Source organism: Bradyrhizobium sp. USDA 3311 (assembly GCF_054062495.1).
Window position 1 is genome coordinate 4342553 of sequence record NZ_JBSSFI010000001.1, and the last position, 15953, is coordinate 4358505.

Sequence of the window (15953 nt, forward strand, 5' to 3'; positions counted from 1 at the left end):
GGGCTAATATGGTTCGTCGCGCAGGTGGGCTCGGAATAGAAAACGAGACAGAAGTAGCGCGCCGATAAAAAAGATCCCGATGCCAAGCGCTATGTCTGCGATCGTCAATGAAAGCGCGTCGCGGCATGCCAGCATCGGAAATAGGGATTCGGGAACCTGATCGAGCCCGAGCGCCTGGCTGCTCGGCGGGTAGTTTAGGCGGCGCTTCACGAAACTGGAGAACAAATCGCCCGCCATAGTCGCGCCCGCTACGATTGCACCGATCGTCAGATCCAGACCGATAAGCGGGGCGCTTGCTGTCGTGATGAGGACTGAAATCAAAATACCGCGGATGGTTTTCGATGGCCCAAACAACGGCCTCCCATCAAAAAATACGGTGCCGGTATCCAGCGGAAAGGAAAAACGTGGGCCAAAAATCTTCTTTGCAACGATCGGTGCGCCGTTCGCTAACGTCATTAAAACTAATAATTGCAGAATATGCAGAAGTTGCATTTCTTCAGCTTAGCTTATAGTTGCTCATCCTTGAAGCCGTCGCTGCTCGGCTGCGCCGACGTGATCGAATAGCGATGCAGTTTGCTGCAGTGCACGAGCCAAATGACCCAGCGCGACATTCAATGGAAGCGTGGGAATTAGCCACTGTCGGGTTGACCTTGGCCTCATGAGAATTCGCCATATCTGCCCGGAGGCCGTTCGAAAGGACTAGCTGGTGGACGAAGACATTCTGCACAAACTCGAGATCCGTCTCGGGCCGCTCCACGCCCGGCAGCGATTGGGGATTGAAAGAGATCACGAAGCTCAGGTATTTGGCCAGGGCCTCACATTTTTTCACCTTGAAAACTCATCTTGGGCCGAGTGGATCATTCGAAATGTTCTGAAGGCAACAGGGCTCTACTGGCGTGCACGACAGAACGCAGGACGCATTCTCGTCAAACGAAACGAAATGAGGTTTAAGACATTACCGCCCCTCTTTGAGGGCTTCACCATTCTGCACATTAGCGACCTTCACGTGGATATGAATGAAGTTGCCATGAGCAGGCTCATCGAGCTGGTTGGCAGCATGCAGTACGATGTGTGTGTCCTTACTGGCGATTATCGGGGGCGGACTGTTGGGCCGTTCCAGCCCGCGCTGGATGGCGTCGCGCGAGTGGCAACTCATCTGAAACAGCCAATCTATGCGGTGCTCGGCAACCACGATACGATTCAAATGGTCCCAGGGCTTGAAACTATGGGCATTCGCGTGCTGCTCAACGAATGCGAAACAATCGTTCGCAAGGACCAACGGATCTATCTGGCGGGAATCGACGATGCACATTTCTTCAGAGTGGACAACATCGAAAAGGCCGCTCTCTCGATACCCCGCGGTGAGTTCTCGATCTTGTTGTCTCACACACCGGAGGTCTATCGTCAGGCTGCGCATGCCAACTTTGATCTGATGCTGAGCGGACACACCCACGGCGGTCAGATTTGTCTCCCCGGATCCATTCCCATCAAGCTCGAGGCGGTGCTACCAAGACGGATGGGGGCTGGGCCTTGGCAGTACAGAGATATGACCGGCTATACTTCCGTTGGTGCGGGCTCGAGCGTCGTTCCCGTGCGCCTCAATTGCCCGCCGGAAATTACCTTGCACAGTCTACGCCGCGGCTGACGCTGACCTCATACGGTTCATCACGTACATGAGCCTGAAACAAGAGTCAGGAGGGAAGTAGCTCGCCGACTAAAAATGCCCCAACACCCGAGGCAGCTCTCGGCAACCGAGACTTCCTTCTAAACCGGCCTATGGCACCGGTGAAGGGGAGAATGGCAGCGTGCTGCCTGATATTTCGTTTCGAAGTATTTCCTGCTTTCCCACGCTGACGCCGTTTTCGAAACGAGGCTCGAACAAGTCATAGGCCAATGTAAGGTTGGGTCCTGCGAATAGCTCCTCCACGGCACGAAGGTGCTGGGCGCAGTCATTCAACTCGCAATCTGCTCAATGCATAAGTCTCTTCTGGCCCGAACGCGAAGCACAGACCGGCTCTGAAATCGTCCGGTTGTCGCGGTAGAGCGGACGCAACCGGCGGCGGTCAGGACGGCGCCTGTTGACCCTGGCTGTGTGAAAAGCCACGAGTCGATTCCTCCGTTTCCTGATGGGGGATACGGGTGGGACGCTTCGTTGAAGGCGCGGACAGATCCCAGCTGACGCTCTTGCCGGAATGTCTGGAGGATTGGGTAAGCGAGGACAACGCGGTCCATGTGATCGATGTGTTCGTCGAGGCGCTCGACCTGCATGGAATGGGGTTTGAGCGTGCGATCGCCAAGGAGACGGGCCGGCCCCCTATCATCCGGCAGTCCTTCTTGAAGCTTTACATTTACGGTTACCTCAATCGGGCGCAGTCCAGTCGCCGCCTGGAACGTGAGGCGTGCCGCAATATCGAGGTGATGTGGCTGATCGGCCGCCTAGCTCCCGATCATAAGACGATCGCCGATTTCCGGAAGGACAATGGTGCGGCGATCCGGAAGGTTTTTGCGAAGTTCATTGCACTATGCCGGCAAATGGGCCTGTTGCAGACCCCAAGCGTCGCAATCGACGGCAGCAAGTTCAAGGCGGTGAACAACCGCGACCGCAACTTCACGCATGCCAAGATGGCGAGGCGGATGGCGCAGATCGAGGAAAGCGTCGGTCGATATCTGCGTCAACTCTATAGCGCCGATCGGCAGGAGCCATCGGAAGCGATCAGCAAAGATCGCTCGGCTGAAGCAGGAGATGAGCCGCCTGGAAGTGCTTGATGCGCAGATGCGCAACACGCCGGATCAACAGATGTCGCTCACCGATCCGGATGCCCGTTCGATGGCCACCAGCGGACGCGGATCGGGCGTCGTCGGCTACAATGTCCAGGTCGCAATGGACACCGAAACACCATCTGATCGTTACGCACGAGGTTATAAACGTCGGCAACGACCGTGGCTACTTCGACGGAGAGGAGATATTAGCCTGCGAAGAGGCTGGCGTTGCAGTCACCTTGCCCAAGCCCATGACGTCGAACGCCAAGGCGGAGGGCCGGTTCGGCAAACAGGACTTCGCCTACCTGTCTGATGAGGACGTCTACCGCTGCCCATCCGGCCAGCTGCTGCCCTATCACTACACCAACATCGAGCATGGAATGACGCTGCGCCGTTACTGGTCGACAGCGGCGTGCCAAGGCTGGGCCATCAAGAGCCAATGTACGCCGTCCAAGGAGCGCCGCATCACGCGCTGGGAGCATGAGCACGTGGTCGAGGAGGTCCAGAGACGGCTCGATTCCAATCCGGACGCCATGCGGACGCGGCGCGAGACGGTCGAGCATCCCTTCGGCACGATCAAGGCCCGCATGGGCGCGACCCACTTCCTGATGAAGCGCCTACGGAACGTGGCCGCCGAGATGGCGTTGCATGTCCTCGCCTATAACCTCACACGGGTGATGAACATCGTCGGCAGACCGAGCCGGATTGCAGCTATCCGCGCAAGCTAAGGGACGGATAAGGGCGTCCAAAAGCGGCAAAGCACGGCGCTATAGCGATCTTGGCCGCCTGTTAGACGATCCGACGCCAAAACATCGGCGGCCTGCACCTATTGCCAACCACGGTCGCTTCCGAATTATCCGTTTCCACACAACCAAGACCCGAAGCGGCCATTTGACTCCTTGAACGAACTGCTATTCGACGTTCGGTCCTTCGTCGCTGCCGCCTGATCTTACTGATAGTTCTTTTCTATGAAGCCACCGCCGCGCAATGGTTTACGTATCGTCGTCGAGCTGGCCTTAGCCTGACCGGACTCACCGCGACCACAGCCGTACTCGTCACATATGAAGCCGACATAGTCCGGTTCCTCCGCCAAGCCATACACCTTCACCAGATTGCCTCCGACGACGACCCGCATCCGATGGACCACGCGACCGTCGTCGGATCGGGCAGTCACAACAGTTTCGCCCGACGCGAGCCCCCTAAAGGTGAATATACGGTCAGACTGCGGCGTGATCTCCACGATGTTGTCCACAGGCGTACCGATATCCTTCACAGCATCGTCAAAGTGGAAGATTCGTATCTGACCGGGCTGTAGCCTGATCGTGTCTTCTGCTGGGATGGAGACTTCTTCCGGCGGCTGGGCGAACGCGCCGTGGGGCAGCAGCATCAACGTTACAATTGCACAGCATCGCCAAAATCCTGAAAACAACATAAGAGAACCCTCCTGAAATATGTCAACCGGCTTCCGGCACGCGGACTGACGCCGTTCTCACCGTTTGAAGTCTGGGTCGTGGCAGATCAGTCGGGTCGGCATCTCCCTTCCTAGTTCGGACACTAGCCTGCCATCGTGCCGCGGGATGTACTGCAGCCGCTCAGTAAAATCGCAACAGCTTCTCGTCCTATTGCGATCAGCTTCGCGTTCCGCGCGAGTTTCGTATTTGTACGCTGTAGCAAACTGCGCTTCAGAGCTAGTTCGAGGCTGAGCCGCCGCCACGCCCGTGAAGGTCAGGAAACTCAGTCCGATCGCAAGCCAGCGCATCACCAAATCCTCACCATTGGCCCTTGTCATTTGCCTGCATCATGCCGATCGTCGCGAACAAGCGGTAGATCGAGCGCCTACCATTAAGAGGTACTCAAACAGAGGCGCTTTTGATGCCGTCAGAGTGGCGTCGGGCTACACTTAGGTGCTTCGCCGAAGCCAGGCCCAAAGCAGCAAGATAGCTAGGATGACCATCATCCCATTCCGAGGCTGGCCGAATGTTCCCAGGGCGGACCACCATCCTATGGGCGCTCGACGCCGCCTCGGTTTGGGCGGCCTTTTACATTATCAGTCCCACCTTCGAGACGTCGCCTTCTGGCCCTTCGCTGACAAGGAGGGTAACTGACCTTGCGTCCACTCGTGAATGCGAGCCGGACCTCCTGGAGGGTGTGCTGGCAGCCAAGGTTTGACTCGTCGGGCAAAACACTGGCAGAAGGCATCGTCGAAGAGTTCGGTTCAGCCCGCGCGGAGCAATCCGTCGCGGGAGTTTTATTTCCGGAGAGGCGATTGCTTTTTTGGTATGAGGTTTGAAATGGGAAGGTTGAAGAGAAGGACTGAATTGTATCTCCCCGTCGCGCAGCATGTCGTCAGCGACGGTTTCAGGGCGCAAACGCTGGCAGACATTGAGGCGTTGGCAAGAACCAAGACGGGAAGCCGCCCTCAACGTGCTCGCCGCAATCATGCTGAGAGAGACAGCAAATGCGTTTGCGCACGTTGCTGCCGCGAATGCGATTCTCGATCGAGGTTGGGGTAAGCCGGTGCAGCCTTTGACCACTGACAATGCACCGCTCGAATTGCTGCATCGGATCGAACGCGTCATCGTCCATCCGGACCATTCATCGGCAATCGCTGACGAGATTGACGAAGCGGAGCCTCCGGAGGCGTCGCAAAGCATCTTGCCTCCCGAGAAGAAGTTGCAATGACCGGATTCCACGGCGATTGTCTTCGCGAAATCAGGTTTGACACGTCGGGCAGGACACTGGCAGAAGGGCATCATCGAAATGAATTTGGATCAAGCCCGCGGGGATGCCGCGGGCTTTGTTCGTTTCGATGGGGTGGATGAGCTCGGTTTGCTATGTCGCGACAGGCGGCCCAAACCATAGTGTCAGCGCGGCCGCAAGGCCGCGCTGACGTTCGTCGCCCACCCACGCCACATGTCCGTCGGGCCGCACCAATACGGCTTCAGGCGCTGCGACCGGCCCGATCGCTGGAAGCTCCCAAGGGCCCTCGTAGCTGGTGTCGACGACGCCGACGCGATCCGCCCAGGGTGCGATGTCGGTGCAGTCCGGCTTGCCAAAATTGAGCAGCAGGGGACGCGCGCTCTGCAGCTGGGTGAATAGTCTCTGCGAACCGCCTGGTGTGACGAGGTCGAGGTCGGGCATGCGGCGTCCGAGCAGCGGATGGCCCTCGCCGAGACCGTAGCGAATGTCGAGGCCGCTCATCATCGCGCCAAAGCGCTTGCGCGGTTCGTCCATGCCGAGCAGGTCGGACACCACCTCACGCGCGGCCTTGAGGCTGTCGTCGCCGCGGCGGAGCAGGGCGATTTGCGCCATGGTGTTGCGCAGCACGCGCGCGGCAACGGGATGGCGTTCGGCATGATAGCTGTCGAGCAGGCTGCCGGGGGACGTGCCCTTGACGACCTGCGCCAGCTTCCAGCCGAGATTGACGGCGTCCTGCAGGCCGGTGTTGAGGCCTTGCCCACCCACAGAGTGATGGATATGTGCGGCATCGCCGGCGAGCAGCACGCGTCCCCTGCGATAGGAGGCGGCCTGCCGCGCCGCATCGGTGAAGCGGGAGATCCAGGCGGGATTCTTGAGGCCGAAGTCGGTGCCGTAGACGGCGACGAGGGCCTCGCTGAGATCGGAAAACGTGGGCTCGCCGCTGCGGTCGAGTGTCGCTTCCGTCACGACGACCAGCACGCGCCCGCTCTCCGTTTTGCTGAGGCCGTGAAAGCCGAGCGCGTCGTGACGCAGGCCCCAGGCCGGCGCCTCGCTTATCTCGACCTCGGCCATGAGGTTGCTGAGCGTGGGACCAGAGCCGACGAAATCGATGCCGGCGGTCTTGCGCACCAGGCTGCGGCCGCCGTCGCAGCCGACCAGATAGTTCGCCCGCAACGTCTCGCCGCCGGACAGCGCGACGTCGACGCCGGTCTCGTCCTGAACGAAGCCCGTCACCTCGAAGTTCCGATAGATCGGGACCGCGAGCTCCTCGACCCACGCGGCCAGGATGCGCTCGATGTGGCTCTGCCGCAGCGCCAGTCCGTAAGCGTGCCGGGTCGGGAGATCGCTGATGTCGAGCCTGGTCCAGGCGAAGCCGGCGAGCTGGACGATCTGCCCTTCGCGCAGGAAGCGATCCGCGACGCCGCGCTGATCGAGGATCTCAATGGTGCGCGCGTGCAACCCGCCGGCGCGCGTGCCGACGAGGGCCTGATCCGCGCGCCGCTCGACGATGGCGACGTCGACCTCCGCGAGCGCGAGCTCGGCGGCCAGCATCAGGCCGGTCGGGCCGCCGCCGGCGATCACCACGGCATGGTCGGTCAGCGCCGAGTTCCGGGCGCGGGTTTGCTCGATCCGGCCGCGCGAGCGGGATGTCGGAAGCAGTACGGGCATGTCGTGATCCCTCGACTTGTTGCTGGGGCGGGGGTTCTACGCGAAGGTCGGGGACTTGAAGCAAGCCCCTCGCGCACCACATATCTAAGTGGGAGGAAGGTTGTCCTTCTTTTGCGGCCCTCGGTGTCTGACACGTCGGGCAAGGCACTGGCAGAATGCCAACATCGAGACGAGTTTGATTGACCCGCGCGGAGAGCATCCGCCGCGGGTTTTTTCGTTCTCGATTTCGGAATCGGACGGCGGCAACGCATTGCGGCCACGCACTCGTCAAACCTGGAGCGCCGATCGGCGCGCCGTCGTCCGAACCATTGCTGGCCGTCCACGCGCGAACGTCGGCCCGCGGCGAGAGCAACGTGCGCCGCGCCGCTGCGACCTTTGGGATGCGGAGATCGGGCACTGGTACGAGCCGGGCAAGCTGATGGGCTTATTGCGTGGCGCTCTATTTCGCAAAGCTCCTGGTCTGTTCTTGGCTTTGGCTCCACTGATGCTCTGGCGGGCTTTGCGCCGATTACCGCCAATCTCGTGGTTTCCTTCTACTTCGCCAAGCGCGGCTTTGAAAATGTTGCAAGGATCATCAAGCGGTGAAGATGCCGGAAGACGAAATCAAGGCACTTGTCGCCGAAACGCTGGCTGAGCAACACAGATTCCAGCAGGAGAGCATCGATGCGATCGTATTGAAGGCGGTGGCGTCGGTGCTGGCTTCTTTTGGAATCGAAGATGATGACCGGAAGGAGCTGCGGGCGGATTTTCAGCACCTGCGACGCTGGCGGAAGAGTGTGGAGCAGGCGCAAAGCTACACATTCAAGGTGGTGATCACGGTGATTGCCACCGGTCTGATGGGGGCTGTCTGGCTCGGCGTCAAGGTCGTATTGGGCAAATAGATGTACACGGCGCGAGGCCGCCGTCGTTCGCGCTCAGGAGCAGCCAGTCCCGTTGGGCAACCGATGTATGGGGCATTCGATGTACAGAATTCGCATGGTCCATGCGGACGACGAGGAGACCGCCGAGACCCTCGGCGATCTGCACCGGCTCACATTCTTCGATTGTGCCGTCATGCCGCAATTCGAGTTGGGTACGTTGTGGCTCGCCTATCACAATGATGATCCGGTCGCCTTCGCCGGCGTTCTGACGTCGACGTATGCGCGAAACAGCGGGTACTTCTCCAGGTCGGTGTCCTACGTCGACATTGGGGGCGGGGGTTCAACTCAGGCTGATGCGGGCGATCGAGGCGAGGGGGCGGCGCATCGGATGTGGCAGCATCGTCTCGGATACAACGGACAACCCGGCTATCGGCTCTATGAGCCCGAGGTACCCTGGACTTGGTCGCATACGCTTTACTGGCGAAAGCGGCTGCGCTGAGTTGGGGAGCCGGTGTTTCCCGTGATGCGGAACGCGGCGTTCGCGGCGTAGAACTGGGCGCGCGAGACGCGGTGCAGGCCTGCACGCCCATAATGTCGAGAGGCCCGGCAGCTTGACAGCTGCCGGGCCCTTTTTGCGTTTTCAGACGATGTGGCTGAAGCACTTGCGAAGTCGGCGGCGCCGGGCTTTAAGTTTCCCCTTGCAGGAAATTCGGCGATTATAAGCCGATGTAAGGGAGCGCTATCGATGTCCACCAAGCCTCAATTGCCGGAACGTTCGTCGCGAGTGGCGGGAGGGCCTACGGCGCTCGATGGTCTGCTGGTCGTCGATTTCACGCGGGTGGTTGCTGGGCCGGCGTGCACCCAGACGCTTGCCGATTTCGGCGCGCGCGTCATCAAGATCGAGAACCCGGACGGCGGCGACGACACGCGCGCGTATGAACACGCCGAAACCGGCGGCGAGAGCGCCGCTTATCTGAGCCTGAACCGCAACAAGCGCGGTATCGCACTCGACCTCGCCGTGCCCGAAGCTCGCGAGATCGCGCTGGATCTGATCCGCAAAGCCGACGTGGTCGTCGAGAATTTTTCGAGCGGGGTCATGAAGAAATTTGGCCTCGACTACGAAGCGGTCGCGCCGCGCAATTCTCGGCTGGTCTATTGCTCGATTTCCGCCTATGGGCGCACCGGGCCGTTCGCTTCGCGTCCCGGTTTTGACCCGATCACACAGGCGGAAAGCGGCTTCATGTCGCTCAACGGATTTGCCGACGGTCCTCCAGTCCGCACCGGCCCGCCCATCGTGGATATTGCGACCGGGATGACGGCCTGCAACGCTATCCTTCTGGCCCTGCTGGCGCGGGATCGGTTCGGCCGCGGCCAGCATGTCGAGGTGGCCCTGTTCGACATCGCCATGGCGATGACGAGCTTCTACGGCATGGCCTATCTGATCAACGGTGAGAACCCCGGACGGTTCGGCAATTCGCCGAGCGGGTCTCCCACCGTCGGCGTCTACGAGGCTTCCGATGGACCGCTCTACATGGCCTGCGCCAACGACCGGCTCTATCGCCGGCTGGTCGTCGAGGTGCTGAACCGGCCCGACCTCATCACCGATCCGCAATTTGCGACGCGCAAAGCACGCTCCGAGAACAAGGAGCTCTTGCGGGCAGCCATTGCGGAGGTCTTTGCGAGCGATACCCTCGAGAACTGGATGGCGAAAATGAAGCTGGCCAACATTCCGGTCGGCTATCTCCGCACCGTCGAAGAGGGCTTTAACGCGCCCGAGGCCCGCGACCGCCATCGCTTGAGCCGGATTCCGCATCCTACGGCGGACTGGGTCCCCAACATCGAAACGCCGATTTCCATGAGTCTGACCGGCGCGATTGATCCGGTTGCCGCCCCCCTGTTGGGCGAGCATACCGAGAACGTCTTGCGCGACACGCTGGGTTACGACCAGCGTCGGATCACGGAGCTCACCCAGAGGGGGGTCTTTGGATCCGGCAAGCCCGGGGTTTGAGCCCGAGTGGTTAACCTTGAGGGGCGGGCTCGCGGCGTACCGATCGCTGCTTTGCGACACGGCTGGTCGCGACATCGCATCCTTTCAAGCAGCCCGGGTTCAGGGCGACGCCATTGTGTTAGTGTTGCATCGGCTTGATTTGGCAAGGTTCCCGCCGCATAAGTGTGGGAAAGCGAGGGATGCGAATGGCGCCTGGTCAAGAACCCAGTGTAGGCCAGCCTGCGGGGCCGGAATCCGGCGAACGCGCCTATGCGGCAATGATCGCGAAGGCTCGGGCGCTCGTGCCACGACTGCGAGAACGGGCGGCCCGAACCGAAGAGCTACGCTACCTTCCGCCGGAGACCGAACGGGATCTGCACGACTCCGGCCTGTTCCGGATGCTCCAGCCCAAGCGCATTGGTGGCGCCGAACTCGACTATGTCGCCCTGATTGATTGCGCCGATCTTCTCGGACAAGCGGACGCGTCGGCGGCCTGGAATCTCGCCAATCTGGCGAGCCATCACTGGATGCTCGGCATGTTCGAGCAAAAGGCGCAGGATCTGGTCTGGGGCAGCGACCCGGATGTGCTGATTGCATCCTCATTCATCTTTCCTGCGGGCCGCGCCACGAGGGTCGAGGGCGGATACCAATTGCACGGAAGCTGGCCGTTCTCCTCGGGCGTTGCGTCTTGCGAATGGAACATGCTCGCAAGCGTGGTTTCCTCTGATGACGAAGCAGACGGCATCGAATACCGGATCTTCTTGCTTCCGAAACATGACTACAAGGTGCTCGACACCTGGAATGTCGCAGGATTGCGCGGTACGGGGTCTTGCGACGTGGAGGTCAGGGAGGCCTTCGTGGCCGACCATATGACGGTTGCCGTCGGTGAGCTTGCCGGCGGCCCGACGCCCGGAAGCAAGGTCAATCCCAATCCGTTATACGCGCTACCCGTGTTCTCGCTGTTTCCCTACGTCCTGTCCGGCGTCGCGCTGGGGAACGCGCAGGCGTGCCTGAACGACTATATCGAGGTCGTCCGTCATCGCATTTCCACCTACAACCGCGCCAAGCTGAGCGATTTCCAAAGCACGCAGATCAAGATCGCGGAGGCCTCGGCCAAGATCGACGCTGCACGTCGGACCATGCGTTCGGCGTGTATCGATGCCATGGAGGATGCACGACGCCGCCACATTCCAGACATGGCGACCAAGACCAGGTACCGACGTGACGGTGCTTTCTCGGTCAATCTATGTACCGACGCGGTCTCAATGCTATTTGCGGCGAGCGGGGCGCGCGGGCTCTTCACGGCGGGCGTGTTGCAGCGGCAGTTTCGCGATGCGCACGCGATCAACTCGCATCTCGCATTCAATTTCGATGCGGCCGGGACCAATTATGGACGCGTGGCACTGGGCCTGCCGTCCGAGAATCTCACGCTGTGAGGCCGGCCGATGAATGATCTGCCGAAGCAGCCGGCCGTTCCAGATCCAGCCAACGAGCTCGCGAGCGACAGCTCGCCAATTGATCCCCGTGATTTTCGCAGCGCGCTCGGCACCTACGGAACAGGCGTCACGATCATCACTGCCGTGGCCCCCGACGGAAGACCCTATGGCATCACCTGCAATTCCTTTGCATCGGTCTCCTTGAATCCTCCTCTCGTCCTCTGGAGCCTCGGAGTTTATTCTTCGAGCCTGACCGTGTTTCAGAACGCGAGCCATTTTGCCGTCCACGTGCTCGGCGCTTCGCAACAGGCGCTCGCAAATATATTCGCGAAATCGTCCGACGATAAATTCGCTGGCGTCGACTGGACGCCGGGGCTCGGCAACGCTCCCGTGCTTGCCGAGAGCGTCGCCAATTTTCAATGCCGTTCCGTCAACCGCTATTATGGCGGCGATCATGTGATCTTTCTTGGGGCGGTCGAGGCCTATGCCTACAATGCCAAGGATACATTGCTGTTTGCACGCGGGGCGTATGGCCGGTTCGTGGCCAACGATGAACGCAAGAAAACACCGTAACGCGTTTCAGGTCGCACCCTGTGGCTCAATATTCTGTTGCTGAAAGCTTGTAGATCTCCAGCGCGTCCGCATCCGCGCCTCGCGCGGCCTTGGCCAGCCTAAAGAGCTGTCCCGCAAGCGTAGCCATCGGCACCGGTGTCGACGTCGTCTGCGCGACATCGGCAACCGTATCGAGGTCCTTGAGCATCGTGGCGATATGGCCGAGCGGCGGTGAGTGAATGCCCTGGACCATCCTCGGGACGAAGAGCTGAAGCGGGATCGAATCCGCAAAGCCGCCCGCGAGCGCTTCGGGCAGCCGATTGGCATCAATTCCGGCGTTCACGGCGAGACGCGTTGCTTCCGCGAGAACGGCCATCGCGCATCCGACGATCACCTGGTTGCAGAGCTTTGCGGTCTGACCGGCGCCGGTGGGGCCCATGTGAGTGAACCTGCGGGCCATAGTCAGCACATAGGGCCTCACCCTCTCGATGTCGGAAGCGTCTCCACCGGCCATGATGGCAAGCGTGCCTTCCTCGGCGCCCTTGGTGCCACCGGACACCGGTGCATCGATCCAGCCTGCGCCGTTCGCAGCTTTCAGTCGCGTTGCGAGGTCGCGCGCGGCGTCGGGATGGATTGACGAGAAGTCGACGACGAGCTTGCCCGCGCCGGGAGCGGTTGAAAGACCTTCGGCTCCGAAAATCACCTCTTCCACGGCCGCGGCATCCGTCACGCACATGAAGACGATGTCCGAGCTCGCCATAACGTCGCGGGGCCTGGCTCCGTGCCTTGCGCCAGCTTCGACGAGTGGAGCGACCTTGCCCTCTGATCGGTTCCAAACACTGACCTGATAGCCGGCCTTGAGCAGGCGCCGGGTCATGGGCGTTCCCATGAGTCCAAGGCCGAGATAGCCGAACCGCTCGTCGCGTTGCGGGTTTGCCTTGCTCGCATCAGCCATAGGTTGCTTCCTCCTGTCGCAGCACAACGTCACGCGACCGCCGCTTTACCATACATGGCGCGTCCCGCGGCGAAACCGGACCGCTTGCATGGCTTGCCTGATTGTTTGAACCATGAAACATTTGGGCCGGTCGGGTTGGGTGGTGCCGGTCGGCGCCGGAGCAACGGAGTGGGCGCGATGCGAACGGTTTCGAGGTTGATGCTGGCGACGGGGGCGGTGGCGGCCCTGATTACGGGCGCAAGCCCCTCACGGGCGCAGCAGACGATCCGCGTTGGCTGGACCATCCCGGCCGAGGAATCCAAATACTGGATGATGCGCAGGCCGGCTGAATTTCCCAATATCGGCAAGACCTACAACATTGAATGGACCCAATTTCAGGGCACCGCGCCGATGACGCAGGCATTGGCGGCAGGCGCACTGGATTGCGCGACGCAGGCACCGCTGTCGCTCTCCAACGGCGTGGTCGGCGGCAATCTCAAGGCTTACATCGTGGCTCAGCACGTCTTTGAGAAGCCCGGCGGCTTCTCGGTCTACTGGGCTGTCATGGATGACTCGCCAATCAAGACCATTGCCGATCTCAAGGGCAAGACCGTCGGCATTTCCGTGATCGGCGGCGGCACGCAAGGGCCTTTCAACCTGCTCCTGAAGCAGAATGGCGTCGATCCGGCCAAGGATATCAAGCTGGTCGAGGTCGGCTTTGCCGTCTCCGAGGACGCGTTGCGCCAGGGCCGCGTCGACGCGGTCAACATGAATCAGCCGTTTGCCGCCCGCGCTGAAGCAAAGGGTGGCACAAGGAAACTGTTCTCGCTGTCCCAGGCGATGCCGAACATCGTGCACATCCTGGAAGCCTGCCGTGCCGATTTCGTCGACAAGAACCCGGAGCTGGTCAAAGCCTATGTCCGCGACATCACTTCGGGCATGAAGAAGGCGCTGGCGAACCGCGAAGAGACCCTGAAGGTCGTGTCCGAGGTGCTGAAAGCGCCTGTTCCGGTGCTCGAGACCTACCTGCTCAAGGACAACGACTTTGGTCGCGATCCGGGGGCGGCGCCGAACTTCCCCGCGATCCAGAAGATGCTGGACATATACGCGGAGACAGGAATGCTGCCGAAGCTGGACGTCGCACAATTCAAGCATCCGACGATCGTCGCACCGCTGCAATAAGTGTTCGCGCCGTCTTTTGAGAGACGAAGTGGCAATGTCCCGCCGCGTGCGGGACATCGCACGAAGATGATGCAAATATGAAGAAGTTGCGATCACGGATAACGACCGACGGCCTCGACCGGGCCCCGCACCGCGCATTCATGCGCGCAATGGGGCTGGACGATGCGGCAATCGCCAAGCCGATGGTTGGCATTGTCAGCATGAAGGGCGAGCAGACGCCCTGCAACATGACCCACGACTTCCAGGTGGCCGCGGCCAAGACGGGTATCGAGGAGGCCGGCGGCACGCCGCGCGAATTCTCGACCGTGTCGGTCTCCGACGGGATCAGCATGAATCACGAGGGAATGAAGTTCTCCCTCTTTTCACGCGAGCTGATCGCCGACTCGATCGAGGCTGTCATTCATGGCCTCGCCTATGACGCGTTGATCGGATACGGCGGATGCGACAAGACGCTTCCCGGCGTGATGATGGGCATGGTTCGTTGCAACGTGCCGTCGATTTTCATCTACGGCGGCAGTTCGCTGCCGGGGCGCGTGGACGGGCGAACGCTGACAGTGCTCGACTCCTATGAGGCTGTCGGCAGCTTCATGACCGGAGAGATCGACGGCGCCACACTGGAGCGGATCGAGCGCGCCTGCCTGCCGACCATCGGTGCGTGCGCCGGCCAGTTTACTGCGAACACCATGGGAATGGTATCGGAGGCGGTGGGGCTGACCATTCCCAACGTCTCGATGGTACCCGGTGTCTACGCCGAGCGCGCGCAGATCTCGCGACGCGCCGGGCGGCTGATCATGGAAATGCTGGAACGCGGCGGGCCGCTGCCACGAGACATCGTGACGCGGAAATCGCTGGAGAATGGCGCGGCGATCGTCGCCGCTACGGGCGGCTCGACCAACGCCGCGCTGCATCTGCCCGCCATCGCGAACGAGGCCGGCATCGCATTCACGATCGACGATGTCGGCGAGGTCTTTGCCAGGACGCCGCTGATCGGAAACCTGCGGCCCGGAGGCAAATACACGGCGAAGGATGTCTACGACATAGGTGGCGCCGCCGTAGTGATCCAGGAGTTGATCAGAAACGGTCACATCGACGGTAACTGCATCACCATCACCGGCCGCACGCTTGCCGAAGAATATGGCGCGGCCAACGCGCCGGACGGCGAGGTCGTTTACGCGGCAAGTGCGCCGATCATGCCGGATGGCGGTGTCGCGGTGCTGAAGGGCAACCTCTGTCCGGACGGTGCGGTCATCAAGGTCGCAGGTTTGAAGAGCCAGTTCTTCGAGGGTGTCGCGCGCGTTTTCGAGGATGAGGAGGCCTGTGTCGCAGCGGTTCGTGACCGCAGCTACAAGGCAGGTGAGGTCCTGGTGATCCGCAACGAAGGGCCGGTCGGCGGCCCCGGCATGCGCGAGATGCTCGGCGTCACCGCGCTGATCTACGGGCAGGGCATGGGCGAAAAGGTGGCCCTGATCACCGACGGGCGGTTCTCCGGCGCGACCCGCGGCATGTGCATCGGCTACGTGTCCCCCGAAGCATTCGTTGGCGGTCCGTTGGCCCTCGTTCGCGACGGCGACAAGATCCGGATTGATGCTGCAAACCGGCGTATGGATATGCTGGTCGACGAGCCGGAGCTCGCGGCGCGCCGACGTGATTGGAAACCACGTCCGCCGCGTCACCGCGCAGGCGCGCTCGCAAAATATGCGCGACTGGTCGGCCAGGCGCCGGGCGGAGCGGTTACCCATGAGGGGCCGGCAGAATGGCCCTGGTTCGAATGACGCGGCGTACCTGTGCGAGAACGGCAACCTTTCTGGCAAGTTTCTTGCTAAGCTCCTGCCGCTGACGGAGGACATCCAGCAGACAAGTTGCGCGACGTTCGT

At 61.1% G+C, this 15953-nt stretch carries 13 protein-coding genes and 1 pseudogene; 10 read left to right on the plus strand and 4 right to left on the minus strand.

Features of this window, described 5'->3' with window-relative positions:
- Positions 1 to 3: 3 nt before the first annotated feature.
- Positions 4 to 492 (minus strand): CDP-archaeol synthase, encoded by a 489-nt coding sequence (locus ACVWW6_RS20585; RefSeq protein ID WP_097532615.1) that lies wholly within the window; start codon positions 490 to 492, stop codon positions 4 to 6.
- 214 nt (positions 493 to 706) lie between these two features.
- Here ACVWW6_RS20585 and ACVWW6_RS20590 point away from each other — a divergent pair, with 214 nt between their 5' ends.
- Positions 707 to 1645 carry a metallophosphoesterase gene (locus ACVWW6_RS20590; RefSeq protein ID WP_456681336.1) on the plus strand — a complete coding sequence of 313 codons (939 nt, stop codon included), beginning with the start codon at positions 707 to 709 and terminating at the stop codon, positions 1643 to 1645.
- A 494-nt stretch (positions 1646 to 2139) separates the two neighbouring features.
- Positions 2140 to 3488: pseudogene (locus ACVWW6_RS20595) on the plus strand (transposase).
- A 221-nt stretch (positions 3489 to 3709) separates the two neighbouring features.
- Here ACVWW6_RS20595 and ACVWW6_RS20600 read toward each other — a convergent pair.
- Positions 3710 to 4192 (minus strand): pilus assembly protein N-terminal domain-containing protein, encoded by a 483-nt coding sequence (locus ACVWW6_RS20600; protein ID WP_456681337.1) that lies wholly within the window; start codon positions 4190 to 4192, stop codon positions 3710 to 3712.
- Between the two features lie 908 nt (positions 4193 to 5100).
- On the opposite strand from ACVWW6_RS20600, the gene ACVWW6_RS20605 reads away from it, so the two are divergent.
- On the plus strand, positions 5101 to 5442 hold the full coding sequence (locus tag ACVWW6_RS20605) for a hypothetical protein (RefSeq protein ID WP_456681338.1): 342 nt from the start codon (positions 5101 to 5103) through the stop codon (positions 5440 to 5442).
- Positions 5443 to 5592: 150 nt separating this feature from the next.
- Here ACVWW6_RS20605 and ACVWW6_RS20610 read toward each other — a convergent pair whose 3' ends face one another.
- Entirely contained in the window at positions 5593 to 7128 is a 1536-nt protein-coding gene (locus ACVWW6_RS20610; protein ID WP_456681339.1) for an FAD-dependent monooxygenase, read from the minus strand.
- Between the two features lie 581 nt (positions 7129 to 7709).
- Between ACVWW6_RS20610 and ACVWW6_RS20615 the strand changes: the two genes are divergently transcribed.
- The 5 genes from ACVWW6_RS20615 (at position 7710) to ACVWW6_RS20635 (ending at position 11984) form a co-directional block, all read left to right on the plus strand.
- Positions 7710 to 8009 carry a hypothetical protein gene (locus ACVWW6_RS20615; protein WP_456681340.1) on the plus strand — a complete coding sequence of 100 codons (300 nt, stop codon included), beginning with the start codon at positions 7710 to 7712 and terminating at the stop codon, positions 8007 to 8009.
- 79 nt (positions 8010 to 8088) lie between these two features.
- Positions 8089 to 8487 (plus strand): GNAT family N-acetyltransferase, encoded by a 399-nt coding sequence (locus ACVWW6_RS20620; RefSeq protein ID WP_456681341.1) that lies wholly within the window; start codon positions 8089 to 8091, stop codon positions 8485 to 8487.
- A gap of 246 nt (positions 8488 to 8733) precedes the next feature.
- Positions 8734 to 9996, plus strand: coding sequence for a CaiB/BaiF CoA transferase family protein (locus ACVWW6_RS20625; protein WP_271553660.1), 1263 nt, complete (start codon positions 8734 to 8736; stop codon positions 9994 to 9996).
- 185 nt (positions 9997 to 10181) lie between these two features.
- The gene (locus tag ACVWW6_RS20630; protein ID WP_161537024.1) at positions 10182 to 11411 is read left to right on the plus strand and encodes an acyl-CoA dehydrogenase family protein; all 1230 of its coding nucleotides are present in this window, start codon (positions 10182 to 10184) and stop codon (positions 11409 to 11411) included.
- Between the two features lie 9 nt (positions 11412 to 11420).
- Entirely contained in the window at positions 11421 to 11984 is a 564-nt protein-coding gene (locus ACVWW6_RS20635; RefSeq protein ID WP_011088836.1) for a flavin reductase family protein, read from the plus strand.
- Between the two features lie 25 nt (positions 11985 to 12009).
- On the opposite strand, the gene ACVWW6_RS20640 is transcribed toward ACVWW6_RS20635, so the two are convergent.
- On the minus strand, positions 12010 to 12918 hold the full coding sequence (locus ACVWW6_RS20640; protein ID WP_179883811.1) for an NAD(P)-dependent oxidoreductase: 909 nt from the start codon (positions 12916 to 12918) through the stop codon (positions 12010 to 12012).
- A 177-nt stretch (positions 12919 to 13095) separates the two neighbouring features.
- Between ACVWW6_RS20640 and ACVWW6_RS20645 the strand changes: the two genes are divergently transcribed.
- Both ACVWW6_RS20645 and ilvD read left to right on the plus strand, forming a co-directional pair.
- Positions 13096 to 14079 (plus strand): ABC transporter substrate-binding protein, encoded by a 984-nt coding sequence (locus tag ACVWW6_RS20645; protein ID WP_179883816.1) that lies wholly within the window; start codon positions 13096 to 13098, stop codon positions 14077 to 14079.
- A gap of 77 nt (positions 14080 to 14156) precedes the next feature.
- Positions 14157 to 15851, plus strand: coding sequence for a dihydroxy-acid dehydratase (ilvD, locus tag ACVWW6_RS20650; RefSeq protein ID WP_182869080.1), 1695 nt, complete (start codon positions 14157 to 14159; stop codon positions 15849 to 15851).
- Positions 15852 to 15953: the final 102 nt, after the last annotated feature.